This is a genomic window from Qipengyuania sp. MTN3-11, assembly GCF_042851825.1.
In the GTDB taxonomy this organism is placed as follows: Bacteria; Pseudomonadota; Alphaproteobacteria; order Sphingomonadales; family Sphingomonadaceae; genus Qipengyuania.
Genome location: NZ_BTGM01000002.1, coordinates 370,287 through 393,994, shown reverse-complemented (window position 1 = coordinate 393,994; position 23,708 = coordinate 370,287). Strand labels below are relative to the sequence as shown.

The window sequence follows — 23,708 nt, the reverse complement described above, 5'->3', positions numbered from 1 at the left end:
TTGATAAGCGTGCCGGCCATCGCCACGCAATCGCACATGGCCGCCCCGTCACCGGAATTGGCAACAGCCGCCGTGGAAATCCGCCGCGAAGCCGAACCCGTGCCCTATCGCGCGGCGCTGGCCGGGATGGAGGCGCGCAACGCCGCGATCGCGGCGGGCGAGGCGCGCGAGCTGGTCTGGTTGCTCGAACACCCGCCGGTCTACACTGCCGGCACCAGCGCCGACGGGGCCGAACTGCTCGATCCTCGCTTCGAGGTCGTCGAGGCGGGGCGTGGCGGGCGCTACACCTATCACGGACCGGGCCAGCGGGTCGGATATGTGCTGCTCGACCTGAAGGCCCGCGGGCGCGACGTGCGCTGCTTCGTCCATTCGCTCGAAGGCTGGGTGATCGCGGCGCTGGGCGATCTCGGCCTCGACTCCTGGCGCGCCGACGGCCGTATCGGCATCTGGACACGTGGGCCGGGCGGCGGAGAGGCCAAGATCGGCGCGATCGGCGTGCGCGTGCGGCGCTGGGTGACGATGCACGGTTTTTCGGTCAACCTGTCGCCGGACCTGTCGCATTTCACAGGGATCGTCCCCTGCGGCATCGAGGAATTCGGAGTCACGAGCCTCGCCGATCTCGGTTTGGCTGTTGCACCCGAAGCCTTCGATGAGGCATTGCTCGCGCGCATGGGCGATTTCCTCGCCGCGCTCGAAGGAAAGGATTGCGCCCTGCCATGATTGGCCGACTGCATCTCGTCATACCGCTTCTGCTGCTTGCCGGTTGTCAGGACGAAGCGCCCGTGCCGACCGAGGCCGATACCGGTCGCGAGGCCGCGGGCGAAGTGCTCGGAGGGACGATCAGCGACGACATGCTGCCGCTCGACCGGCTGCGCTCGCAGTCCCCGCCGTTGCGAGTGACCGAAAGCGCAGACGGCGCCGCCAGCGGACCGGTGGAGGAACCGGAACCGGCGACAGCGACGGACGAGTCCGCCGAGCCGGCTCCGGTGCAGGACGATGCCGCACCGGAGCCCGACGCGCAGGACGAATGATCCGGCTCCCGTTGGTAATCGGGGTTAGCTCAGTTTCGGGTAATCGATGTAGCCTTCCGGGCCCGGCAGGTACCAGCTAGCGGGCACGTTGACGTTGGGAGCGATCGTCGCGCCGGTGCGGATGCGCTCGGGAAGATCGGGGTTGGAAATGAAGTCCCGACCCCAGCTCACCGCGTCGCAGCGTCCGGCCTCGATGTCCTTGACCGCACTCTCGGCAGTATAGTCGGAATTGAGGATCAGCGCTCCCGAATAGATCTCGCGGATCAGCGGGCTCTGCTTGGGAACCTCGGTTTGGCCGAAGGTGCCTTCCGGACCCGGTTCGCGCAATTCGAGAAATGCGAGGCCCAGTTCCTCGATCACCCGCGCCGCAGCGCCGAAAGTCGCGGCCGGGTTGCTGTCGTCGCATCCCTGCGTTTCGCCGTTCGGCGAAAGCCGCACGCCGACCCGGTCCGCGCCCCAGACCGAAACCAGCGCCTCGCACACCTCGCGCAGGAACCGCGTGCGGTTTTCCGGCGAGCCGCCGTATTCGTCCTCGCGCAGATTGGTGCCGTCGCGCAGGAACTGGTCGACCAGATAGCCATTCGCGCCGTGCAGCTGAACGCCGTCGAAGCCCGCTGCCTTCGCATTGGCAGCGGCCTTGCGATAATCATCGACGACACGGGGGATCTCATCTTTCTCGAGCGCGCGAGCGGGGACATTGTCCTGACGCCCCGTGGGTGTATGCGCGTGGCCGGGGGCCTGGGTGGCGCTGGCAGAGACCGGCGCATCGCCGCCGAGGAAGTCGGAATGGACCAGCCGCCCCATGTGCCAAAGCTGAAGGACGATCTGTCCTCCTTCCTCATGCACGGCTCGGGTCACCTGCTTCCAGCCTTCGGTCTGCTCCTCGCTCCAGATACCCGGTGCGGCAGGCCAGCCGAGCCCTTCGACGCTGATGCCGGTTCCCTCGGTCACGATCAGTCCCGCCGAAGCGCGCTGGCTGTAATAGGTTGCCATCATCTCATTGGGCACGGATCCCGGCTGGGTCGACCGACCGCGGGTGAGGGGTGCCATGACGATGCGGTTCTTCGCCTCGATGGCGCCCATGGCAAGCGGCTGAAACAAGGTGTCGTGCATCTCGCGGGAAAATCCTTTTTGCTGGCGCGGCCCGTGGCGGGAGCTAGGGGGCGTGCATGGCGAAAACAACCGCCCATGCCCCGATAGTCGCGGCTCCCGGCGCATGGCACTTTGCCGCGCTGCTGGGCGGCAATGTAGCGCTCGCCTTCGGGCCGTGGCTCGTGCGCCTTGCCGACACCGGTCCGGTGAGCGCGGGGTTCTGGCGACTGTTCCTGCCGATCCCGCTGATCGGGTTCTTCGCCTGGGTCCAGCACCGCCGCGAGGCCGGCACGGCGACCATCGACCGCGGGCTGGCGGCGCTGTGTGTGGTGGCGGGCATCTTCTTCGCGCTGGACCTCGCCAGCTGGCATATCGGGATCGAACGCACCCGCTTGGGCAACGCGACGTTGTTCGGAAATTCGGGCAGCGTGATCCTGATGGCGTGGGGTCTGGTCGCACTCGGCCGCCGGCCACGGGGGCGCGAAGTGCTGGGGATTGCCGCGGCGCTGGCCGGGGCCGCGATCCTCGTCGGGCGCAGTCTCGAGATCTCGACGGCGACCGCGCTCGGGGACCTGTTCTGCCTGTTCGCGGGGCTATGCTACGCCTTCTATCTTCTGCCGGCGCAGCGGGCGCGGGCGCGGATCGGCCAGTGGAGCGTGCTGCTGATGGTCTGCCTGGCCGCCGCGCCGGTTCTCCTCGGGATCGCCTGGCAGCTGGGCGAGCCGATTTGGCCGACCGACTGGCGGCCGGTGATCGTCCTCGCCGTGACGAGCCAGGTGATCGGACAGGGCCTGCTGGTGTTCTCGTTGCGGCACTTCTCGGCGCTGGTGATCGGGCTCGCGTTGCTGACCCAGCCGGCAATCGCCGCGACCGTGGGCTGGCTGGCCTTCGGCGAGACGCTTTCCCCTATGGACTTCTTCGGCATGATGCTCGTCGGGGCGGCGCTGGTTCTGGCCAAGACCGCCGAACGCGGGCGCTAATGCCCTTCTAGCGGGCGATACGCTGCAGGAACGACTGGTAGCGTGCCTCGACGTCCAGCAATTCCGGACCCGAAAGATGTTCGCGCGCCTGCTCCGCCAGCCGTGTTCCCTCGTCGTGCAGGACCTTGCGCCGGGTTTCGTCGTCGAGCGTCGTCGCCGCGTCGATGATCGTCTCGAAGGCGACCTGGGTGGCGATGCGGTTGGTGGCCACCCCGCCGCGCAGCGATCCGAAGCCACGTTCGACGAAGTGGCGGAAATCGTCGTCCAGCAGCGCCAGATGGGGTTCCTCGCCTTCGTGAGCATAGGTGCGGACCAGCTTGCGCCGCCCCAGTTCGGCGGTTGCCGCACCGAGCCAGTGGAGGGCGGTCACGGCCGTGAAAGGATCGTTGATCCCGGGTGAAAGCGCCCGCAGACCGATCTCGACGAGCTCGTCTATCAGGAATTGCATGTCCTGCGTCGGCGTTCGCCGTCCGCCGAGCGTGAAGCAGTCCCGCACCTCGCCATCGGGCAGGTCCTCGGTGATGTCGAGATCGGTCCAGTAGGCGATGACCACGCGCGGATGGACGAAGTCGCCCGCGCGCACCGCGAGCTTGAGCTTGCCGTTCTCCCGGCGGGCGATCCGCTCCAGCCGCTGGAAATCGATCAGCTGGATATACCCCGTCGTGCGCGCGGCGATCGGCGAGCCCTCCGGCGCGGGTCCAGCCACTTCGCCGTCGTTCTCCTCGGGATAAATATCGCGGATGTCTTCGATGAGGCGCTCGCCGATGCCCTCGAGCACCGTGTTGATGCGGATCGAGGCGGGAATGTGGTTGAGGAAATAGACCAGCACCGCGACCGAAAAGCCCATCAGCACGAAGGCCACCAGCAGCGACAGCTGCGGCACGAAGCCGGGCAGGATCGTCGCCACCGCATCCTCGATGTTCGGCGGCGCTTCGTCCTCCGCGCGCACCGTTCGCAGCACGGTGATGGCATAGACGAAGGTGCCGACGAAGGTGGCCAGGCTGAACTGGTTGCCGCGGTCTTCCATGAAATTGGTCAGCAGCCGCGGGCCGTAATTGCCACTGGCATAGGCGACCGCAGCGATGGTGATCGAGAACACGGTGGACGCGACGCCGATCATCGCGCCCGCGATTACGGTGAGCATGTTGCTCGCCCCGTCGGGCCGGGCGGGCTGAATCCAGCTGATGTCGTTGAGGACGTCCGCGAAGCCGTTGCGGTCTAGCCACAGCGTCCCGCTCGCCAGCACCAGCGCCAGCACGGCGAACAGCGCCGGCAGGAACCAGTAGGTCGCGTTGACGTCGCGCCAGACCTTGCCGATCCGTGCGATCATGCTTCCACCGCCTTGAGCGAGGCTGAGGGCTGCTCGAACCGCGCATAGGCGCGCTCGATATCGCTGCGGTCGGAGGGGTGCTCGGCAGTGCTCACGGCGTGGTCGCGCAATTCACGCGCACTCTCCTTGAGGAAGACGAGCAATCCCGACGGACATCCCTGTTCGCCCAGCAGCGCGCACAGCCGCGCGTAATTGTCGATCATGCGAATGGAGACGGAGGGATAATCGGCCGCGGCCTGGCGAAAGGCCTTGAGCGGGCCCTCGAACAACCCGCGAAAATCCTGCCCCGGCAGCTCGAAGCGCGGCGCGGGCGCATAGGCGGCGACTTCACTTTCCTCGATCCAGGTGGAGGCGTGACCCGATATCGCCGCCGCGAGCCGATCGGCGCAGGCGAGCGCGGTGTAAAAATCGTTGATCCCCGGCGAAAGCGCCCGCGCGGCCACCTCGACCAGCAAGCGAACCTGATAGACGGTGGATTGCACGCCCGAGCGGAAATCGCCGATGGCGATCGCGCGCTTGATCTCACGGTCGTCCGGCGGCGGATTTTCAAAGCGCACCAGCGGCTCACCTTTGAGAACATGCTGGCCGGGCGCGGCGCAAAAGCGGACCGCGCCGGTGTGGGTCGCAAGCTCATCGCGCAGCGCTTCGAGATCGATGCCCTCGACATAACCTTCGCGCGGGGCGGCGATCGTGTGCGCCCAATCGCCTGCGAATGGCGCGGCACCCGTGACGGGCACCGCGACACTCGCCGCTTCGCTCCCCAGATGCGCGATCGAGCGGTCGACGAACATGGTCCGCCCCAGATCGTGGATCGCCACGCCCATCATGCCGATATTGATCAGCTGGAGCGCGAAGACGCCCAGCAGCGCGAAATGGGGCAGTTCGGCCACCGGCGCCTCGGGATCGATCCGCATCAGCACGATCACCGAATAGACCAGCGTGAAGGTCAGCCCCGCCATCGACAGCCGCACCAGCCCCTTGTCGAGCCAGCGATCGACCAGCCGCACGCCGAGATTGCCGGTGGCGAGCGTCAGCACGATCAGCGTGACCGACCAGTAGAGCGTCAGCAGCGCGGTGTTGAGCCCGACCACCGCGATGGCGAGATCCTGCGCGGTGTCGGGCGCGGTGAGGAGATTGAGGCCGTTCTCGTAGAGCCAGCGCCCGGCCATAGCGCGGTCGAACCACAGCGTCGCCGCGCCCACCAGCGGGGCGACCAGCACGGCGACCAGCGGCAGCGACCAGTAATTGGCCACCAGCCGGTGGATCACCCATTGCTTGATGCCCCTCAGCGGGCCCTTGCCAGCCAAACCGCGTGTTCCCTGTCGTTCACGGACGGGGTCATAACGCGTCAGGCGGGGATGGGTGCCTCATTCGGCCTCGCTGCCGATTTCGCGGTTGAGGAATGCCAACAGCAAACCCGCGCGCTTGGCGTCTTCCTCGTGATCCGCGCCCACGGAATGGCCACCTTCCTTGTATTCGTGGTAATAGAAGGTCTGGCCGAATTCCTCGTGCCGTGCCGCCGCCTTGCGCGCGTGGCCGGGATGCACCCGGTCGTCGAGCGTCGAGAGGTAATAGAACGCAGCCGGCGCGTTCTCGATGTCGCGCATGTTCTGGTAGGGCGACCATTCGCGCATGAAGGCCCAGTCTTCCGGCACGTCGGGATTGCCGTATTCGGCCATCCACGAGGCGCCGGCGAGCAGCTTGTTGTAGCGCCGCATGTCGATCAACGGGCTGCCCGAGATGATCGCGCCGTAAAGCTCGGGCCGCTGATTGGCGACCGCGCCGACCAGCACGCCGCCGTTGGAACGGCCCGAAGCGGCGATGCGCCCCGGTTCGGCGAGGCGGCTCGCGACCAGATCGTCGGCCACCGCATGGAAATCGTCGAAGCTGTTCTGGCGCTTCTCGCGCAAGGCCTCCTCGTGCCAGCGCGGACCGTATTCGCCCCCGCCGCGGATGTTGGCGAGGACATAGGCATTGCCTTCCTCCAGCCAGAACAGGCTCAGCGGACCGCTGCGATAGGGCTCGTCGGTGAGGTATTTGGGCGTCTGCGCCGCGCGGAAACCGCCATAGGCGTGGATCAGCGTCGGCAGCGGCCCGGTCGCGCCCTTGGGTCGGACGAGGTAATAGGGGACCCTGGTGCCGTCCTTGGAGGTGGCGAATTTCTGCTCGACCGCGAATTTGGAGGCGTCGAACTGTGCCGGTTCGCTGGCGATCGCCACCGGTTCGCCTTGGGATGGCACCGCGTAGAGCGTCGGCGGGGTCAGCATGCTTTCGACCGTGACATAGGCGGTGTCGCCCTTGCCGCTGGTCTGAGCGATCTGCACCGTGCTGTTGGCGGGCAAGTCCATCGCGCGCTGGGTCCAGCCCGATGCGGTCGGGGTAAGTTCGATGAGCTTGCCCGACACATCGTCGAGCACCTTAACCCACAGCTTGCTTTCCGAAGAGGCGACCTGTTCGACCGCCTGGGTTTCGCTCGGCCGGAAGACCACGGTGGGGGCAGGCTCGGCGCCGCTCAGGACATCGTCGAGCGACCAGGAGAGCAGGGTTCCGGGCTGGGCTTCTCCGCCGGCCGTTTGCAGCGATGAATTGAGCTTGGCGATCAGCGACCCGTTCAGCACCGCTTCGAACTCGGCATCCTCGGGGACCGGAAGGGCGACGGTGCTGCCGTCTTCGCGGACGAGCGATACCTCGTTGGTCCAGAAACTCGGTCCACGGCGGACGAAGCGCCAGCGGGTCTCACCGTCGAGGACCGAGAATCCGCCGATGCTGACGTCGCTTTGTTCGCCCTCGGCGATCAGGCGAGCTTCTTCGAAGGGCGTGCCGCGATCCCACAAGCGAACGAGACGGGGATAGCCCGAATCGGTCATCGTCCCCTCGCCCTCGTCGGTGCCGACGAACAGCGTGTTCTCGTCGAACCAGGCGACGCTGGATTTCGCGGCGGGGAGGGTGAAGCCGTCGGCCACGAATCCGCCGGTGGCCACGTCGAATTCGCGAAGCACGTCGGCATCGGTTCCGCCGGGGCTGAGCGAGATCAGGCAGCGGCGATACTCGGGCGCGAGGCAGTTGGCCCCGTGCCACACCCAGCTTTCCCCTTCCTCGCGGCCCAGCGCATCGACGTCGATCAGAGTTCGCCATTCGGGCGTACCGGCGCGGTAGCTCTCGATCGTCGCGATCCGCCATACCCCTCGCGGGTTGTCGGCATCGCGCCAGAGGTTGGTGACCATGTCGCCGTGGATCGCGCTCGGCATGGCGATCTGCCGGTCGTCGTCGAGGATCTGCTTCGCCCAGGCCCTGGCGATGGGATATTCGGGCTGCGCGGTCAGCACTTCCTCGGTCGCCGCGTTCCATTCATCGACCTGCGCCAGTGCGCGTTCGCCCTGGATTTCCTCTAGCCAGATATACGGGTCTTCGGCGTCGGTATCCTGCGCCGCGAGGGCGATCGGGCTGACGAGGGCAGCCGTGGCGGCGAGGGCGGCGGCAAGGCTGGAAGTAAAGCGCGGCATCGGGGCTCCCGGGTCGTGGTTGGAAGCCCCTGTTATGCAAGCGGGCGGCTGAATGCCAGCCGAAGCCGGATTAGACCTTGCCCAGATCGCCCATCCCGATGGTCCCGCTGGCCATCTCCAGCATGCGGTCGAGGCTGCGCTTGGCCTGCAGCCGCAGGCCTTCCTCGATCTCGATGCGCGGCTCCAGGTCGCGCAGGCAGGCGTAGAGCTTTTCCAGCGTGTTGAGCGCCATGTAGGGGCAGATGTTGCACGAACAATTGCCGTCCGCGCCGGGCGCGCCGATGAAGTTCTTGCTCGGCAGCGCTTTTTCCATCTGGTGGATGATGTGCGGCTCGGTGGCGACGATCAGCGTGTCGCCTTCGAAGGTCTCGGCGAATTGCAGGATGCCGCTGGTCGAGCCGACGTAATCGGCGTGATCGACGATGGTCGGCGGGCATTCCGGGTGCGCCGCGATCGGCGCGCCGGGATATTGCTGCTGCAGCTTGAGCAGTTCGGTTTCGCTGAAGGCTTCGTGGACGATGCACACGCCCGGCCACAGCAGCATCTCGCGGTCGAACTTGCGGCTGAGGTAGCCGCCCAGATGCCGGTCGGGCCCGAAGATAATCTTCTGGTCCTTGGGAATCTGGCTGAGGATCGTCTCGGCGCTGGAGCTCGTCACGATGACGTCGGAGAGCGCCTTCACCTCGGTCGAGCAGTTGATGTAGGTCAGCGCGATGTGATCGGGATGCGCCTCGCGGAAGGCCTTGAATTTTTCCGGAGGGCAGCTGTCTTCGAGGCTGCAGCCGGCATCCATGTCGGGCAGGACGACGATCTTCTCCGGACTGAGGATCTTGGCGGTGTCGGCCATGAACTTCACCCCGCAGAACGCGATGACGTCGGCATCGGTCTCCGCCGCCATCTGGCTGAGCTGAAGCGAATCGCCGACGAAATCGGCGAGGTCCTGGATCTGCGGCTTCTGGTAGTAATGCGCCAGGATCACCGCGTTGCGCTCCTTGCGCAGGCGGTCGATCTCGGAAAGCAGGTCTTCGCCCGTAGGGAGCTTGGTTTCGGCAGTCATCTATCCGTCCGTGATATGCGTGCGGGGTCCATATAGGACGAACGGGCCCCGAGGGGAGGGTGTTCCGATAACGCGGGGGGCTAGAGCGCGAAACCGGGAGGAAGAAAAGCCTCCATCGGTCGCTCCGCCCCAGGCGTGCCGGCGACCACCGCTTCGGTGATCGCGATGCCGGCCGGGGTGTAGGCCAGCAGCATCGATCCGGCGAAGCTCGCGACCACGATCCCCATGCCCCACCAATAGGCCGGGTGGACATGCCCCCGGCGTCTCGCGTCGCGCCCCATCGCGATCGCCGGGAAGACCAGTGTAGCGATGAAAGAAATCGTCCAGGCGTGTGGGATGAGCAGCGGCATCGGCAGCAGACGGCCGAGGCCGGGTCCGACGAGGATGGTCATGGCGCACAACATCAGCCGGCGGTGCCAGCCGTTGTGGCGCCGGGTGCGCAACGACCACAGGGCGAGCCCGCCGAAGCACAGCAAGCCGACGATATTGCTGATCAGGAACTCGTTGACCGAGAAGAAGAAGGGCCCGCCGGTCCTGCGCGCCACGACGATCATGATCGTGACACCCATGGCCACCATCAGCGGTATCCAGACATAGGCGATCTTGCCGAGGCGGATGTGAAGGGCACGCCGACCCGTGGCGATGGTCGCCGATTGCGCGACGAAAAGCGCCAGCCAGCCCATGAACACCGCGGCATGGGCATGGTAGGCAAATGGCACGGCGAAGGTCGAACGACCCATCGCCAGGTTGAGCGAAAACCCGGCGACGATGGTCGCCGACATGGCGATGGCCATGACGAGGAAGAAACGGCGTTCGGCGCGCTCGGCATCGACCGGCGGCAGAACGAAGGACGAGCCAGGCAAGGTGGCCATCGCGAAAACCCTCCGATGCGACCCGGCGTTGATCCGGTGCGACATTTACACCGGGCCGGCTGGCCTTGGAAGACGCTTTGAGCGGACCGGGATTATCCTTCGTCGGCGAAGCGGACGTTCACCACGGCCTCGTCGTAACCGGCGATCTGCAGCGGCACGGTCAGGTTCTGGCGCACCGCCTGCCGCGCGGCCTGGCGGGCGAGGGCAAGAATTTCGGGATTCCTGGCGAAGGCGCTGGCGCGGCGTTCCGCCTGCTGCGAATTGTTCCGGGCTAGGTCGGCGCTGGCATCGCGGGTGACCCATGTGCCTTCGGTAAAGGTGCGCGCCGCGCCCTCGTCGATATTGGGGCGGGTGGTCTGAATCTGCGGCAGGCTGACGGTAAGCGTCTCGGCCTCGGGATCCCAGTCGAAATCCTGGCGGTCCATTCCCGACAGGTCGAGCCGGTATTCGACGCTCGCCGGCACGATCGTCGCTTGCCGGCTGCGCAGGACCGGCACCCCCAGGACGCCGCGCGTATCCTCGCTCTCGGCGACGACTTCGAAGCGCGAGGAAAACACCGTCAGCGAATTCTGCCGTTCGAAGGCGAGCATGGCGCTGCCCACCGGGTCGCCCTCTTCCTGATAGTAGAAGGCCCGCCAGACGAGCCAGGCAACGGCGGCCAGCAGCAGAGCCACGACGATCCACGGCGCGCCGGCGAACTTCTGCAGCGGCGTTTCATGCGACAGCTTGGGGGCGAGCGTGTCGTCGCGGCGGTATCTCAGCTTGCGTGCCATACCTCTTCCTTACGCCCCGCGAGCCCGCGGCGTTCCAGATCGATGAGGTGGGCGGTGACCGAAAGCTGCGCCGCCTTGGTCAGCCGGGGATCGAGCCCCTTGTACATTTGCGGCACCAGATCGGCGGCCGTCCCAGGCGCCTCGCCCAGCAGGCGCAGGATCTGGTTCTCGCGCTGGCGGCGATGGCCGATCATTCCGCGGACCAGCTGGCGGGGCTTTTCCACCGCCGGCCCGTGGGCGGGGTAATAGATGCGGTCTTCCCGCTCGTAGAGCAGGTCGAGACTCTTCATGTAATCGCCCATGTCGCCGTCGGGGGGCACCACCACGCTTGTGGACCAGCCCATCACGTGATCTCCGGTGAAGAGGGCACCGCTTTCCTCGAGTGCGAAGCACAGGTGGTTGGAGACATGGCCGGGGGTCGCGACGGCGGTGAGGGTCCAGCCGGAGCCGGTCATCGCCTCGCCATCTTCCAGCACGCGGTCGGGCGCGTAATCGGGATCGAAACCCTCGTCGGCACGGGGACCGCTCGCGTCGAAGGCGAGGGGAGCGCAGCCGACGATCGGCGCTCCCGTGTCTTTCGCGAGTGGACGAGAGCCGGGCGAGTGGTCCTTGTGCGTATGCGTACACATGATCGCGCGCACTTGTTCGGCGCCGATCGCGGCCTTGATCGCATCGAGATGGGCCTCGTCGTCCGGCCCGGGATCGATCACCGCGCAGCCATCCCCCATCCCGACGATGTAGGTCTGCGTGCCGGTATAGGTGAAGGGCGAAGGGTTGGGGGCCAGCACCCGGCGGACCAGCGGCTCGATCTGCTCGGCGATACCGGTGGGCCAGGGCTCTGGGGGCGCGGAGGGCATGGCCGGACATGTAGGAGGCGGAAGGACGTTTCGCCACCTTGCCGCCGCATCCCGTCTTTCACCCATCCCGGATTTGGGGCTAGATGCCCGCCATGGGAGAAAACATTCTGGTCCTCGACGCCGGGACGACCTCGACCCGAGCCATGCTGTTCGCGCCGGACGGACGGTTGCTCGGGGTCGCTCAGAAGGAACTGACGCAGCACTACCCGCGGCCCGGCTGGGTCGAGCACGACGCGGCGGAAATCTGGTCGCGAACGCTCGCCTGCGCCCGAAGCGTCTGTGCCGAGGCGACCGATGGCGGCGTCGCCGCGATCGGCATCACCAACCAGCGCGAGACCGTGGTGGCCTGGGACAAGGCAACCGGAGAACCGCTCGCCCGCGCGATCGTGTGGCAGGACCGGCGCACCGCGGATGTCTGCGCGAAGCTGAAGGAGGCAGGGCACGAGGACGAGGTTCAGCGCCGCACCGGCCTGCTGCTCGATCCCTATTTCTCCGCCACCAAGATGCGCTGGCTGCTCGACCACGAGGGGCCGGTGCGCGCCGCCGCCCAGCGCGGCGCGCTCGCCTTCGGCACGGTAGAGAGCTGGCTCGTCTTCAAATTGACGGGGGGCGAACACCTGTCCGACGCGAGCAATGCCAGCCGCACGCTGCTGCTTGCCCTCGATGGCGCGCAGTTCGACTTGGGGCTGTGCGAACTCTTCGGCGTGCCGGTACGAAGCCTGCCGCGCGTGGTCGACACGCATGGCGATCTGGCCCGCTGCGATCCGCAATGGCTCGAAGCGCCGATCCCGATCTGCGGCCTGGTCGGGGACCAGCAGTCTGCGACCATCGGCCAGGGCTGCCTGTCCTTCGGCGAGACCAAGGCGACCTACGGCACCGGTGCCTTCGTGCTGACCAACAAGGGCGGCGACATCCCGCGCTCCGACCACCGCCTGCTCGGAACGGTGCTGGCACAGTCCGGCGGTGTCCGGACCTACGCCCTCGAGGGCTCGGTCTTCGTCGCCGGCAGCCTTATCCAGTGGCTGCGCGACAGCCTGGGTCTGATTTCGAGCGCCGCCGAGACCGAAGCGCTGGCTCGCTCGATCCCAGACAGTGGGGATGTAACGATCGTGCCGGCACTGTCCGGCCTCGGCGCACCGCACTGGCGGCCGGAGGCTCGCGGAGTGATCGCGGGGCTGAGCTTTTCGAGCGGCCGGGCGGAGATGGCCCGCGCCGCGCTGGAGGCGATGGCGCATCAGACCCACGATCTGGCGGAAGCCTTCGCCGCCGACGGCGCGCCGTGGACCGGCCTCAGGATCGACGGCGGGATGAGCGCCAACGACTGGATGGCGCAGGATCTTGCCGATGTGCTCGGCATGGCGGTCGAACGGCCCGATTTCGTCGAGACCACCGCGCTCGGCGCGGCGCTGTGCGCGGCGACCGGGGCGGGCATCCACGCGTCTCTGGAAGCGGCGGCCGTGGCGATGCGTGGTTCCGCGCGCAGTTTCGAACCGGCGATGGACGAAGGAACGCGAAGGGCCCGTCTGGGCCGCTGGCGCGCGGCGCTCGCCGCGGCCTAGATCAACCGGTGGCGAAGACCTGGGTCAAACGTCCGTGCATCCGCTCGACCGGGCTGTTGCCGGCTTCTTCGTGTCCGGCATCGAGCCGCGCCGCCCGGGCATAGAGCCTCTCGGTGTCGCGGATCAGCGCCCGGGTCGCGGGCAACAATTGCGCCATCTGCGCCGGATCTGCAGGCCGGTCGTCAGGCAGCCCGCCTGCGTCGCGAAGTTGGCGTTCGGTCAGTTCGCCCGCCAGATAGGCACGGCGGTTGAGCAGCCAGGCGAGAAGATGCATCACTCTGGTGGTTGTCTTGAGCCCCTCGATCGACAGGGCGATCCGCACATTGTCGCGGTCGGGTCCGTCGGTCTCCCGCGCGCGCAGGTCGAAGACGGTGCGCGCCTCGTCGGCCAGCACCAGCGCTTCGGAATAGAGTTCCTCGATGATCGCGCGGCTGAAATCGGGAGTGGTCATGATCGCCTCGGATTACGGCGCGCGCGCCGGACCTGCCAGAGGCTTAACCACGATTGTCCCGGTTTTGGATGCTCCGCGGGTCAGGCGATGATGTCGGGCAGCAACGTGTCCTCGATCGCCGCGATCTGGTCGCGGATGCGCAACTTGCGCTTCTTGAGGCGGGCGATCTGAAGCTGGTCGGTATAGCCCTTCTCGCGCCCGGTCTCGACCAGCGCGGCGATCGCGGTGTCTAGGTCGCGATGCTCGCTCTTCAGCGCCTCCAGCCGCTTTCGAAGCTCCTGTTCGTTCACCCCCACCTCGCGCAACTGGACCGGCGGCCGACTCCGTTCGCCGCTCGTCAGAGGGGGCCGAGCGGTAATCGATCGGGCGGGGGTTCGCAAAAGATTAAAGCTGTGGTTTGATGCTTGTCCGGTGGCTCGCTCCGCCAAGGACGAGTCGCCTGGACCACGGGGTCGCGACCCCACGCACATCAACCGGCAGGAGACAGCCCAATGCAATCATCCCACGTCGAAGCGCTCCAGACCAAGCACGCCGGCCTCGAGGCCAAGCTGCGGCAGGAACAGGCCCGTCCGGCGCCCGACGATGCGGTGATTCGCCAGATCAAGAGACAGAAGTTGAAGATCAAGGAAGAGCTCTCCGCCGGCTGACGCTCCCTTACCAAATCCGCGGGCGCTGCTATAGGCTGGGGCCATGACCGCCGCCGCCAGCGCCCGCCAGATTCTCACCGGCCTCCACGAAGTGATGGCGGGGCGCACCCACGCGCAGGCCAAGCTCGATGCGGTGGTCGAGATCATCGGCGAGAGCCTCGATAGCGAGGTCTGCTCGATCTACCTGCTGCGCGAGGGCGCGCTCGAACTCTACGCCACCCGGGGGCTCAACCCCGAAGCGGTCCACGTCACCCGGCTGGGGCTGGGCGAAGGGCTGACCGGAACGATCGCCAAGAACATCGAGACGCTCAATCTCGCCGAGGCCAAGGCGCATCCCGACTTCCTCTACCGGCCCGAGACCGGGGAGGAGAAGTTCCATTCCTTCGCCGGCGTCCCGATCGTCTACCGCGAGCGCGCGGTAGGCACGCTGTGCGTCCAGCATGTCGATCCGCGGCGCTACGAGGAAGTCGAGATCGAGGCGTTGCAGACCACCGCCATGGTGCTGTCGGAACTGATCGCTCACCACGAATTGATCGACGGCGAGCATGCGCTCGGACTTGGAGAGGCGCATACCGGCCCCGAGGTGATCGAGGGGCTGTCGCTGGTCAAGGGGCTCGGCGCCGGGCGGGCGGTCTTCCACCAGCCCCGCGTCTCGATCGACCAAGTCATGGCGGAGGACATCGAGGCCGAGCGCCAGCGGGTCTACCGGGCCTTCGACCGGATGCGCGAACAAATCGATGCCATGGGCCGCGAACCCGAATTCGGGAAGGGAGGCGAGCACGACGAGGTCCTCGAGACCTACAAGATGTTCGCCTACGACGAGGGCTGGTCGCGGCGCATAAACGAGGCGATCGATTCCGGCCTCACCGCCGAAGCGGCGATCGAGCGGGTCCAGCAACGCACCCGGATGCGGATGCGCGAGATCGACGATCCGCTGCTCGCCGACCGGATGCACGATCTGGAGGACCTTTCCAACCGGCTGCTCCGGATCGTCTCGGGCCAGCTCGGTACCGCGGCAACGCAGGGCCTGCGGCGCGACACCATCCTGATCGCGCGCAACCTCGGCCCGGCCGAACTGCTCGAATACGACCGCCGCCGCCTGAAGGGCGTGGTGCTCGAGGAAGGTTCGGCCACCGCGCACGTCGTGATCGTGGCGCGGGCGATGGGGGTGCCCGTACTGGGGCGGGTGCCGGGCATCCGCCGGCTGGTCAGCGAGGGCGACGACGTTCTGGTCGATGCCGAAAAGGGCACGGTCAGCTTGCGCCCGTCGCAACAGATGCGCGATGCCTTCGCCGGGCGGTTCGAGAAGACGCGGGCGCGCCAGGCGGCCTATGCCGAACTGCGCGACGTCGAACCCTTCACCCGGTGCGGCACGCGGATCACGGTGATGATGAACGCCGGCCTGCGCGACGACGTTTCGGCCCTGCAGCTCACCGGGGCCGACGGGATCGGCCTGTTCCGCACCGAATTCCAGTTCCTGGTCTCCGCGACTTTGCCCCAGCGCGAGCGCCAGCAGCGTCTCTATCGCGACGTGCTCGATGCCGCGGGCGACAAGCCGGTGGTCTTCCGCACTGTCGACATCGGTGGCGACAAGGCCGTCCCCTATCTCGCTTCCGAAGCGATCGAGCGCGAGGAGAACCCGGCGATGGGCTGGCGCGCGCTGCGCCTGTCGCTGGAGCGCGAGGGGCTGCTCAAGGCGCAGGCGCGCGCTCTACTGGAAGCGGCGTCGGGGCGCCGTCTGAGCGTGATGTTCCCGATGGTTTCGGAGCCGTGGGAATTCGACGCAGCCAAGGCGGTGTTCGAGAAGCAGGCCGAGTTCCTGCGCGCGCGGCGAAAGATCCTGCCCGAGGAGATCCGCTACGGCGCGATGCTGGAAGTGCCCGCCCTTGCCGAAGTGCTCGAACTGATCGCCCCGCGGCTCTCGTTCCTGTCCATCGGGACCAACGACCTCACGCAATTTCTCTTTGCCGCCGACCGGGCCAACCCCAAGCTTGCCGAACGCTACGATTGGCTCAGCCCCGCGATCCTGCGGTTTCTCGACCGGGTGATGAAGAACGCGATCGGCCATCCGATCGATATCGGCGTATGCGGCGAGATGGGCGGGCGGCGGCTGGAGGCGCTGGCGCTGATGGGTATCGGCTATCGGCGCCTGTCGATCACGCCGGCATCGGTCGGCCCCATAAAGGAGTTGGTGCGCAAGGTCGATCTGGCCGAAATTTCCGCGGCGATGCAGCGCTGGCTCGCCTCTCCGCCACCGGATTTGCGCGCGGCACTGGAGCAATGGGCCGCCGAGCGCGAGATCGAGACGGATTGAGTTCATCGCGCGTTCGGACCGGCTGGTCCTTTATGATATGATATGATTCGCAACCTTGGTTGACACAGTCGCGGTTGCATCATCTTCGCCGGACAAGGGTAAAGGGTCGAAAAACAGGGATCGCATGGAAGAAGACGTTATCGTCGAGGATGCGCCGGCACCGCCGGCGGGCGCAGGCGAAAGATTGAAGGCGGCGCGCGAGGCTCGGGGACTGGAGATTGCCCAGGTCGCCGCGGAGACCCGCATTCCCGAGCGCCACTTGCTCTCGATCGAGAACGGCGATTTCGATCGGCTGCCGTCGCGCACCTATGCGATCGGTTTCACCCGCACCTACGCCCGGCTGCTCGAACTCGACGAGAAGGAATTGCTCGACGCCGTCCGTGCCGAACTGGCGGCCAGCAATCCGGAACGCAGGGCCTCGCCCGCCAAATTCGAACCCGGCGATCCGGCGCGCGTGCCCTCGCGCGGTCTCGCCTGGCTGTCGGCCGCCGCCGTGGTGCTGTTGCTGGTGGGCGGCTTCTCGTTCTACCGCAGCTATTTCGCGCCCGGCATGGGCCCCGCGCCGCTGACCGACGATCGGCAGCAGGCGGCTCGGGACGCGGACGAGCGCCGCCCTGAGCAAAGGCAGGCCGCCGCCGCCGTGCCGTCGGGTCCGGTGGTCTTCACCAGCGAGATGGATGGGACCTGGGTCAAGTTCTACGATGCCGGGGGCGAACGGCTTTACGAAGCGCAGATGGACGCGGGCGACAGTTTCACGGTACCCGCCGATGCCGAAGGGCCGCAGGTCTGGACGGGGCGCCCCTATGCCCTGGCGATCACGGTCGGCGGCCGCAGCGTCCCCAAGCTGTCGGAAGAGGACGAGATCGTGCGGGACGTGCCGGTGACGGCCGAAGCGCTGCTGGAGCGTGGCAGCGCGCCCTCAGCGAACCCGGCGCCGGCCGCCAGCGCTCCCGGCACTGGGGACGCCTAGCGCCATCCGTGGGCTCGCTGTGCGAATTGGAATGGGATAAGCGCCTTCATCCCCTCGACAGCCGCGCAAGCCTACGCCAATTTTCTTCGATCCAACCGACAGCAGGAGCCTGCCCGCGATGACCGGCCGCAGCCTACACATTCCCGCCCGCAATTTCGCCCTCGCCGGAATGGCGGCCGTCATGAGCGTGACGGCCGTTCCCGTGCTCGCCCAGGATTCTGCGGCCGAAACCCGCATCCGCAAGCTCGAGGCGGAGGTGCGTGCCCTTCAGCGGCGGGTTTTCCCGGGGGCCGACGGCCGCTACTTCGAACCCGAGGTCACCGCTCAGCCGCAGCAGAACAACGCCGGCCCCGCGGTGCCTTCGACGACGGCGGTCACCGATATCCTCGCCCGGCTCGACGCGCTCGAAACGCAGATCCAGCGCCTGACCGGGCAGTATGAAGAAGGCTCCTTCGCGGTGCGACAGCTGACCTCCAGGGTCGAGGCGCTCGAGGCCGCCCCGCCGAGTGCCACCGTTCCGGCGCAGGCCGGGGTTGCGACGGGCAGCCTCTCGACCCCCGCGAGCTCGGGCGGCACTGCTGCGGCCACCACCAATCCTGCGTCCGCGCCGGCCGGCACCGGCTCGGGGCCCAGCGCCGAGCGCCTCGCCGCGGTCCGCGCGATCGCCAAGCCCCAGACCGACGATCCCGGCGACGACGAATATTCCTATGGCTTCCGCTTGTGGGATGCGGGCTATTTTCCCGAGGCGATCCAGCAGTTGACCCTGTTCGTCGAGCGCTATCCGAACCATTCGCGCGTCACTTACGGCCGCAACCTGCTCGGCCGGGCCTATCTCGACGACGGCAAGCCAAACGATGCCGCGCCGTGGTTCCTGCGCAACTACCAGGCCGACAAGAACGCCGCGCGCGCCGGCGACAGCCTGCTCTATCTCGCCGAGGCGATGATCGCGCTGAACGATACCAACCGCGCCTGCATCGCGCTTTCCGAATTCGCCGAGACCTATCCGGCGCTGGCCACCGGACGATTGCAAAGCCAGTATGCCGCGAACCGGGCCAAGGTGACCTGCGATTGATCCGACGCGGCTAGACGAAGCTCTGCGAGAGCGGTTCGCCGCCGCTTTGCGATCGTTACGCCCTCCGGGCAGGCTGGGTCTGGCTGTTTCGGGCGGGGCGGACAGCATGGGTCTTCTGGCGCTGGCCCGCGATGTCATCGCCGACGAGGTGGAAGTCGCGACTGTCGATCATGGACTGCGGGCTGAAGCGGCCGACGAATGCGCGTTGGTGGCGAGCCATTGCGACGCAATCGGGATTCCCTGCCGAATTCTTCCCGTGCGCGTTTCCGAGGGAAACCTGCAGGATCGTGCCCGCGCCGCACGGTACGCCGCGCTGGGCAGGTGGGCACGGGAGCAGGGTCTGGCGGCAATCGCGACAGGGCATCATGCCGACGATCAGGCCGAAACGGTGATCATGCGGCTCAACCGGGGGAGCGGTCTGGCCGGTCTTGCGGGAATCCGACCATCGACCCTGATAGAAGGCTGCTGCGTTCCCGTCATCCGCCCGCTGCTGGGTTTCGGAAAAGCCGAACTGTTGGATTTCGTGAACCGCAGAAGCATTCCCTTCGTAGAAGACCCCAGCAACCGGGACTCAGCTTACGATCGGGTGCGGATCAGGCGCGAACTGGCGCAGGTCGACTGGCTGGACCCGCTGGCCCTCGCGCGCTCCGCAGCGCATCTGGCGGAAGTCGATAGCGACCTGCAAGCACTGGCGGACCGGGAATGGGATCGCGAGGCGGAGGTGGCGGCGACGAGGATCACGGTACCGGTCGGCGAATTGAACGACACGACCGCGCGGCTGATCGCACGGGCAATCGCCACGCTCGGTGGATCGGCCCGGCATGGCGAAGTCATCGGCTTTCTCAAGACCGACGTTTCAAAGGGCAATATCGCCGGGGTTCTGATCGAGAGGGTGGGCAAGACCTGGATCTGTGTCCCGGAACCGCCGCGGAAGAGCCGCTAGGTCGCGATCTCGTCGCCGATGTCGAGGCGCTTGCCGTCGGTGATGATCACCACATCGCCCTTCTTCGCCGTTTCGAACAAACGGTCGGCGAATTCGTCGGGCACGGCGATGCAGCCGTGGCTGGCATAGCCGTTCTGGACCTCGCTGCCGCCGTGGATGGCGACTCCATCCCAGGTGAGGCGCAAGGTCCATGGCATCGGCGCGTTGCCGTATTTTTCCGAAACGTTGTGGCGTTCCTTGGTGAGGATGGGGAAGGTGCCGACCGGCGTCGGATGCTCGTCCGTGCCCAGCATCGCCACCGCGGCGCCGATCTCGTGCCCGCCCTTGAAGGCGGAAATTACCCGCGCCTCGAGATCGACCGTGATCACCAGCTTGCCGTCCTCGGGTGCTTTCTCGGTGTTCCAGTGCCATTCGCCGTATTTCATCGGACCCTCGATCGGCAGGATCGAGTTGATCGTGAAATTCGGATCGGGCCGGGCGGCGACGGCGGCGAACTTCGCTGCGATCGCGGCTTCCGCCCCGAGTAACGGCATCGCAGTTACCTCGGTGGCAACGGGGGGTGCCTCGGCCTCCGCGCTGCCCGAGTGGAAGGCGAGGGCCAGTGCCATCGCCACCACCAAGGTGGCACCGCCGATCCATTTGAACATTGCGCTCATGGAGCCGACCATAGCGACCCGCCGGCGATTCTTCCAGAACTCACCCGGCGGCGTCCCGTAGCGAGACCAGCGCACGGGCGAACTTAAGCGGCTTGGTTAATCCGCCACGCGCGTCACGGTGACCTTCGAGTGCTCGAAGTCATTGGCGCCGAAGCTGGTGAGGAAGCTGACGTCCGCCGCATCGCGCCCGACACCGATCTTCACCGTCTCGGCCGGATCGGCCATGCCGGTCGCATCGACCAGCTGCCAGGTGCCGCCGCCTTCTGTGTCGGGATCGTTGAGGAAGACCTCGGCGATGGCGTGGAAGTCGGGCGGTTCGACGCCGGGGGCGTAACACGCGACGTAACGCGCGGGGATGGTGCTGGCACGGGCGAGAGTCACCATGACATGGGCGAAATCGCGGCAGATGCCTGCCCGCTGGACGAAGGTGTCGAGCGCGCCGGTTCGCGCGTCCGACACGCCCGACTTGTATTCGAAATTTTCGGCGATCCAGTCGCGGATGGCGAGGATGCGCGCGCCGCCCTCGGTCCCGCCGAATTCCGCTTCGACGAACGACTGGAACTTGTCCGCCGGGCAATAGCGGCTGTCGAACAGGTACTGGACCGCCTCGCCGGGCATGTCGTGGGGCAGCAGGCGCTTGAGCGCGCCGAGATCGGGAAGCTGGCGCCGGGGGCGGACCCGGGCGCGGTAGTCGACCTCGAACCGGCCTTGGGCGCGAATCCAGATTCGCTCCCCGATATCGTCCTGCGCCGGCACCCAGGCGCAATGCTCGGCCTCGGTCATCTGCGTATTGCGTTCGAGAAGTTCCTGTTCGGGAATGTCGGCCGCTTCGAACTGGAGAAGCACATCGGTCGGCTTGTCGAGAGTGAAGGCGAAGCGGGTCTTTATGGAAATGGTCACACTCAGCGAACGGCGGGGGGAGAGAAGGTTTCCGAAAACTTGGTCCCTTGGCGGGTTTTCCCTTGCCGGGACCGTCGCCCAACGCATAGCAGGGGCTACGAAGACGGGGGGGAAGCTTTTGATGACGGCCAGATTTAGGGCAAAGACCAAGGCGTGCGCGCTGATGGCGATGCTGGCGGTAGGTACGGCGTTGGCCGCGCCGTTCGCTGCCTCTCCTGCATGGGCGCAGGAGCGCGCCATCGCCTTCACCGGCGCGCGGATCATTCCGATCGCGGGCGCCCCTATCGAAAACGGCACGATCGTCATCGAAGGTGGCAAGATCGTGGCGGTGGGCGCCGATGTCGCCGTCCCCGCCGATGCGGAACGCCGCGATGCGACGGGCCGGACGATCATGCCCGGCATCGTCGATACCCATTCGCATATCGGCCAGGTCGCCGGGGCCGACAGTTCTTCCCCGATCCAGCCCGAAGTGCGGGCGATGGATTCGATCAATCCCCGCGACGCCAGCATCGCCAAGGCCCGCGCGGGGGGCGTGACCACGGCCAACGTCATGCCCGGCTCTGGCCACCTGATGAGCGGCCAAACCTTTTATATGAAGCTGCGCGACGGCAACACGATCGAGGACATCGCGTTCTTCTGGCCCGACGGCGCGGTGATGGGCGGGATGAAGATGGCCAACGGTACCAATCCGATGCGCGCGACGGGCGGGTTCCCCGGAACCCGCGCCAAATCGGCCGCGCTGGTCCGCAGCGCCTTCACCCAGGCCAAGCCCTATTGCGCGGGCAAGCGCGAGAAACCCGATCTGGGCAAGGAGGCGCTGTGCGAGGTTATGTCCGGCCGCCGGCTGGTCCATTTCCATACGCACCGCGCCGACGACATCATGACCGCGGTACGACTGAGCCGCGAGTTCGGTTTCAACCTGCTGGTCCAGCACGGCATCGAGAGCTGGAAGATGGCCGATGAGCTGGCGGCCGCGAACATACCGGTGTCGCACATCACGCTCGACGCGCCCGGCGGAAAGCTGGAGGCGCGCGACGCCCGGCTGGAAGCGGCCGGCATTCTCGAACGCGCCGGCGTGATGGTCTCGCTCCATTCGGACGACGGGATCATCGATTCGCGCTTCCTGCGGCGTTCGGCGGCAGTGGCGGTGCGCGGCGGCATGTCGCGCGACGGTGCGCTCGCCGCGCTGACCATCAACGGCGCGCGGCAGATCGGCCTCGCCGACCGCATCGGATCGCTCGAACCCGGCAAGGATGCGGATCTCCTGATCCTCGATGGCGATCCGTTCTCGGTCTACACCAACGTGCTCGAAACCTGGGTCGAGGGCGAGAAGCTGTTCGACCGCTCGACGGAGGAAGGGCTGCTGATGGCCACCGGCGGATATGGCGCGGGCGATCCCCGCGATCCCGCGGCGCATCACAACGAGCTTCACGGGGAGGCGGAGTAATGAACATGCCGAAAAGATTCGCCGCCGGTCTCGTGTCGGGAGCTGTGCTCGCCTCGGCGCTTGCTGTTCCTTCTCTCGCTCAGGATGTCGCCGTGCGCGGCGGTACGGTGCACACCATGGCCGGTCCTGCGATAGAGGACGGCGTGGTCGTCATCCGCGACGGCAAGATCGTCGCCGTCGGTCCTGCCGCCACGACCCCTGTTCCGCAGGGCCTCGAAACGCTCACTGCGGAAGTCGTGACCCCCGGTCTGGTCGATGCCCGCACCGTGGTCGGACTCGCCGGCTATCTCAATCAGGAAGACGATCAGGACCAGCTCGACGAGGGCGCGCCGATCCAGCCGCACCTGCGCGCGATCGACGGCTACGATCCGGCCGAGACGCTGGTCGACTGGTTGCGCAATTTCGGCGTCACCACGATCCACACCGGCCACGGCCCCGGTACGCTGGTCTCGGGCCAGACGATGGTCGCCAAGACCTGGGCCAGGACCGCAGATGCCGCGGCGATCGTCCCGAGGGCGATGGTCGCCGCCAACCTCGGCCCCGGTTCGCTGGGCGACGAGGGCGGGGCGCCCGGTACCCGGGCCAAGCAGATCGCGATGATCCGCACCGCGCTCACCCAGGCACGTACCAGGGCCGCGCTCGACAACACCGAGCGCGATCAGGCGAAAGGCACCGATGCGGAGGTCCCCGGTCTCGAGGAGCAGGTGATGCGCGAGGTGATCCAGGGTCGCCTGCCGCTGATGGTCACCGCCAACCGCGCGCAGGACATCATGAACGCGCTCAGGCTGAAGGAGGAATTCGGCATCGATCTCGTGCTCGATGGCGCGGCCGAATCCTATCTCCTGCTCGACGAGATCCGCACGGCTGAGGTGTCGGTGATCCTCCACCCGACAATGACCCGCCACGGCGGCGACTATCAGAACGCCAGCTTCACCACCGCCGCCAAGCTGGCGGAAGCGGGCATCCCCTTCGCGCTGCAATCGGGCTTCGAGGGGTACGTGCCCAAGACCCGCGTGATCCTGTTCGAAGCCGCTGTGGCTGCGGCCAACGGACTGCCCTGGAACGACGCGCTGGAGACCATCACCATCGACGCCGCCAGAATCATCGGCGTGGGCGACCGGCTAGGTTCGCTCGAAGTGGGCAAAGACGGCGACGTGGCGATGTTCGACGGCGACCCCTTCGAATACACCACCCACGCGACCGGCGTGGTGATCGGGGGGCAGGTGGCGAGCCGCGCCGTGCAGTAACGCGGGG

At 67.0% G+C, this 23,708-nt stretch carries 23 protein-coding genes; 11 read left to right on the top strand and 12 right to left on the bottom strand.

The window, feature by feature from the left end:
• The first annotated feature begins 36 nt into the window (after positions 1 to 36).
• Complete coding sequence (gene lipB / locus ACGHN1_RS09115; protein ID WP_390550527.1) at positions 37 to 720, top strand: lipoyl(octanoyl) transferase LipB; 684 nt, start codon at positions 37 to 39, stop codon at positions 718 to 720.
• A complete protein-coding gene (locus ACGHN1_RS09110; protein WP_390550525.1) occupies positions 717 to 1,031 on the top strand; it encodes a hypothetical protein in 315 nt (104 codons plus the stop codon). Before lipB ends, ACGHN1_RS09110 begins: the two co-directional genes overlap by 4 nt.
• Positions 1,032 to 1,055: 24 nt before the next feature.
• Here the strand turns inward: ACGHN1_RS09110 and ACGHN1_RS09105 are convergent, their stop codons facing one another.
• Complete coding sequence (locus tag ACGHN1_RS09105; protein ID WP_390550523.1) at positions 1,056 to 2,144, bottom strand: alkene reductase; 1,089 nt, start codon at positions 2,142 to 2,144, stop codon at positions 1,056 to 1,058.
• 56 nt (positions 2,145 to 2,200) lie between these two features.
• Here ACGHN1_RS09105 and ACGHN1_RS09100 point away from each other — a divergent pair, with 56 nt between their 5' ends.
• Positions 2,201 to 3,103: a DMT family transporter gene (locus tag ACGHN1_RS09100; RefSeq protein ID WP_390550521.1), complete on the top strand. Its 903-nt coding sequence runs from the start codon at positions 2,201 to 2,203 to the stop codon at positions 3,101 to 3,103.
• A gap of 7 nt (positions 3,104 to 3,110) precedes the next feature.
• Here ACGHN1_RS09100 and ACGHN1_RS09095 read toward each other — a convergent pair whose 3' ends face one another.
• From ACGHN1_RS09095 to ACGHN1_RS09065, 7 genes are all read right to left on the bottom strand, one after another.
• A complete protein-coding gene (locus ACGHN1_RS09095; protein WP_390550519.1) occupies positions 3,111 to 4,433 on the bottom strand; it encodes a DUF2254 domain-containing protein in 1,323 nt (440 codons plus the stop codon).
• On the bottom strand, positions 4,430 to 5,740 hold the full coding sequence (locus ACGHN1_RS09090) for a DUF2254 family protein (RefSeq protein WP_390550517.1): 1,311 nt from the start codon (positions 5,738 to 5,740) through the stop codon (positions 4,430 to 4,432). Before ACGHN1_RS09090 ends, ACGHN1_RS09095 begins: the two co-directional genes overlap by 4 nt.
• 60 nt (positions 5,741 to 5,800) lie before the next feature.
• Complete coding sequence (locus tag ACGHN1_RS09085) at positions 5,801 to 7,936, bottom strand: prolyl oligopeptidase family protein (RefSeq protein WP_390550515.1); 2,136 nt, start codon at positions 7,934 to 7,936, stop codon at positions 5,801 to 5,803.
• A gap of 70 nt (positions 7,937 to 8,006) precedes the next feature.
• The gene (nadA, locus tag ACGHN1_RS09080; RefSeq protein WP_390550513.1) at positions 8,007 to 8,993 is read right to left on the bottom strand and encodes a quinolinate synthase NadA; all 987 of its coding nucleotides are present in this window, start codon (positions 8,991 to 8,993) and stop codon (positions 8,007 to 8,009) included.
• 80 nt (positions 8,994 to 9,073) lie between these two features.
• Positions 9,074 to 9,865, bottom strand: a complete 792-nt coding sequence (locus ACGHN1_RS09075) for a hypothetical protein (RefSeq protein ID WP_390550511.1) — start codon at positions 9,863 to 9,865, stop codon at positions 9,074 to 9,076.
• Between the two features lie 92 nt (positions 9,866 to 9,957).
• Positions 9,958 to 10,638, bottom strand: a complete 681-nt coding sequence (locus ACGHN1_RS09070; RefSeq protein ID WP_390550509.1) for a DUF4230 domain-containing protein — start codon at positions 10,636 to 10,638, stop codon at positions 9,958 to 9,960.
• Entirely contained in the window at positions 10,623 to 11,495 is an 873-nt protein-coding gene (locus ACGHN1_RS09065; RefSeq protein ID WP_390550507.1) for an MBL fold metallo-hydrolase, read from the bottom strand. Before ACGHN1_RS09065 ends, ACGHN1_RS09070 begins: the two co-directional genes overlap by 16 nt.
• Before the next feature lie 92 nt (positions 11,496 to 11,587).
• Between ACGHN1_RS09065 and ACGHN1_RS09060 the strand changes: the two genes are divergently transcribed.
• Positions 11,588 to 13,054, top strand: coding sequence for a glycerol kinase (locus ACGHN1_RS09060; RefSeq protein ID WP_390550505.1), 1,467 nt, complete (start codon positions 11,588 to 11,590; stop codon positions 13,052 to 13,054).
• 1 nt (position 13,055) lies between these two features.
• On the opposite strand, the gene ACGHN1_RS09055 is transcribed toward ACGHN1_RS09060, so the two are convergent.
• Entirely contained in the window at positions 13,056 to 13,505 is a 450-nt protein-coding gene (locus ACGHN1_RS09055; protein ID WP_390550503.1) for a DUF1465 family protein, read from the bottom strand.
• Between the two features lie 80 nt (positions 13,506 to 13,585).
• A complete protein-coding gene (locus ACGHN1_RS09050) occupies positions 13,586 to 13,795 on the bottom strand; it encodes a YdcH family protein (protein WP_390550501.1) in 210 nt (69 codons plus the stop codon).
• A 201-nt stretch (positions 13,796 to 13,996) separates the two neighbouring features.
• On the opposite strand from ACGHN1_RS09050, the gene ACGHN1_RS09045 reads away from it, so the two are divergent.
• The 5 genes from ACGHN1_RS09045 to tilS all read left to right on the top strand — a co-directional run bounded on the left by ACGHN1_RS09045 (position 13,997) and on the right by tilS (position 19,451).
• The gene (locus ACGHN1_RS09045) at positions 13,997 to 14,152 is read left to right on the top strand and encodes a YdcH family protein (RefSeq protein ID WP_390550499.1); all 156 of its coding nucleotides are present in this window, start codon (positions 13,997 to 13,999) and stop codon (positions 14,150 to 14,152) included.
• Positions 14,153 to 14,195: 43 nt separating this feature from the next.
• Entirely contained in the window at positions 14,196 to 16,466 is a 2,271-nt protein-coding gene (gene ptsP / locus ACGHN1_RS09040; protein ID WP_390550497.1) for a phosphoenolpyruvate--protein phosphotransferase, read from the top strand.
• Between the two features lie 124 nt (positions 16,467 to 16,590).
• Positions 16,591 to 17,436, top strand: coding sequence for a helix-turn-helix domain-containing protein (locus ACGHN1_RS09035; RefSeq protein ID WP_390550495.1), 846 nt, complete (start codon positions 16,591 to 16,593; stop codon positions 17,434 to 17,436).
• Positions 17,437 to 17,554: 118 nt separating this feature from the next.
• Complete coding sequence (locus ACGHN1_RS09030) at positions 17,555 to 18,508, top strand: tetratricopeptide repeat protein (RefSeq protein WP_390550493.1); 954 nt, start codon at positions 17,555 to 17,557, stop codon at positions 18,506 to 18,508.
• A gap of 46 nt (positions 18,509 to 18,554) precedes the next feature.
• On the top strand, positions 18,555 to 19,451 hold the full coding sequence (gene tilS / locus ACGHN1_RS09025; RefSeq protein ID WP_390550491.1) for a tRNA lysidine(34) synthetase TilS: 897 nt from the start codon (positions 18,555 to 18,557) through the stop codon (positions 19,449 to 19,451).
• On the opposite strand, the gene ACGHN1_RS09020 is transcribed toward tilS, so the two are convergent.
• Both ACGHN1_RS09020 and ACGHN1_RS09015 read right to left on the bottom strand, forming a co-directional pair.
• On the bottom strand, positions 19,448 to 20,107 hold the full coding sequence (locus tag ACGHN1_RS09020; protein ID WP_390550490.1) for a L,D-transpeptidase family protein: 660 nt from the start codon (positions 20,105 to 20,107) through the stop codon (positions 19,448 to 19,450). The two genes, tilS and ACGHN1_RS09020, sit on opposite strands and share 4 nt — an antisense overlap.
• Positions 20,108 to 20,203: 96 nt before the next feature.
• Entirely contained in the window at positions 20,204 to 21,007 is an 804-nt protein-coding gene (locus ACGHN1_RS09015; protein ID WP_390550488.1) for a transglutaminase family protein, read from the bottom strand.
• Positions 21,008 to 21,128: 121 nt separating this feature from the next.
• Here ACGHN1_RS09015 and ACGHN1_RS09010 point away from each other — a divergent pair, with 121 nt between their 5' ends.
• Together ACGHN1_RS09010 and ACGHN1_RS09005 are read left to right on the top strand one after the other, a co-directional pair.
• Positions 21,129 to 22,454 carry an amidohydrolase family protein gene (locus tag ACGHN1_RS09010; RefSeq protein WP_390550486.1) on the top strand — a complete coding sequence of 442 codons (1,326 nt, stop codon included), beginning with the start codon at positions 21,129 to 21,131 and terminating at the stop codon, positions 22,452 to 22,454.
• Between the two features lie 5 nt (positions 22,455 to 22,459).
• On the top strand, positions 22,460 to 23,701 hold the full coding sequence (locus ACGHN1_RS09005; protein ID WP_390550484.1) for an amidohydrolase family protein: 1,242 nt from the start codon (positions 22,460 to 22,462) through the stop codon (positions 23,699 to 23,701).
• Positions 23,702 to 23,708: the final 7 nt, after the last annotated feature.

Excerpts from the sequence above, each read along its gene's own strand:
- ACGHN1_RS09010 (WP_390550486.1), top strand. The coding sequence starts at position 21,129 with ATGACGGCCAGATTTAGGGCAAAGACCAAGGCGTGCGCGCTGATGGCG.
- ACGHN1_RS09060 (WP_390550505.1), top strand. The coding sequence starts at position 11,588 with ATGGGAGAAAACATTCTGGTCCTCGACGCCGGGACGACCTCGACCCGA.
- ACGHN1_RS09095 (WP_390550519.1), bottom strand. The coding sequence starts at position 4,433 with ATGATCGCACGGATCGGCAAGGTCTGGCGCGACGTCAACGCGACCTAC.
- ACGHN1_RS09085 (WP_390550515.1), bottom strand. The coding sequence starts at position 7,936 with ATGCCGCGCTTTACTTCCAGCCTTGCCGCCGCCCTCGCCGCCACGGCT.
- ACGHN1_RS09030 (WP_390550493.1), top strand. The coding sequence starts at position 17,555 with ATGACCGGCCGCAGCCTACACATTCCCGCCCGCAATTTCGCCCTCGCC.
- ACGHN1_RS09065 (WP_390550507.1), bottom strand. The coding sequence starts at position 11,495 with ATGCCCTCCGCGCCCCCAGAGCCCTGGCCCACCGGTATCGCCGAGCAG.
- ptsP (WP_390550497.1), top strand. The coding sequence starts at position 14,196 with ATGACCGCCGCCGCCAGCGCCCGCCAGATTCTCACCGGCCTCCACGAA.
- nadA (WP_390550513.1), bottom strand. The coding sequence starts at position 8,993 with ATGACTGCCGAAACCAAGCTCCCTACGGGCGAAGACCTGCTTTCCGAG.
- ACGHN1_RS09110 (WP_390550525.1), top strand. The coding sequence starts at position 717 with ATGATTGGCCGACTGCATCTCGTCATACCGCTTCTGCTGCTTGCCGGT.
- ACGHN1_RS09075 (WP_390550511.1), bottom strand. The coding sequence starts at position 9,865 with ATGGCCACCTTGCCTGGCTCGTCCTTCGTTCTGCCGCCGGTCGATGCC.
- ACGHN1_RS09105 (WP_390550523.1), bottom strand. The coding sequence starts at position 2,144 with ATGCACGACACCTTGTTTCAGCCGCTTGCCATGGGCGCCATCGAGGCG.
- ACGHN1_RS09045 (WP_390550499.1), top strand. The coding sequence starts at position 13,997 with ATGCAATCATCCCACGTCGAAGCGCTCCAGACCAAGCACGCCGGCCTC.
- ACGHN1_RS09020 (WP_390550490.1), bottom strand. The coding sequence starts at position 20,107 with ATGAGCGCAATGTTCAAATGGATCGGCGGTGCCACCTTGGTGGTGGCG.
- lipB (WP_390550527.1), top strand. The coding sequence starts at position 37 with ATGGCCGCCCCGTCACCGGAATTGGCAACAGCCGCCGTGGAAATCCGC.
- ACGHN1_RS09005 (WP_390550484.1), top strand. The coding sequence starts at position 22,460 with ATGCCGAAAAGATTCGCCGCCGGTCTCGTGTCGGGAGCTGTGCTCGCC.
- ACGHN1_RS09100 (WP_390550521.1), top strand. The coding sequence starts at position 2,201 with ATGGCGAAAACAACCGCCCATGCCCCGATAGTCGCGGCTCCCGGCGCA.
- ACGHN1_RS09070 (WP_390550509.1), bottom strand. The coding sequence starts at position 10,638 with ATGGCACGCAAGCTGAGATACCGCCGCGACGACACGCTCGCCCCCAAG.
- ACGHN1_RS09055 (WP_390550503.1), bottom strand. The coding sequence starts at position 13,505 with ATGACCACTCCCGATTTCAGCCGCGCGATCATCGAGGAACTCTATTCC.
- ACGHN1_RS09035 (WP_390550495.1), top strand. The coding sequence starts at position 16,591 with ATGGAAGAAGACGTTATCGTCGAGGATGCGCCGGCACCGCCGGCGGGC.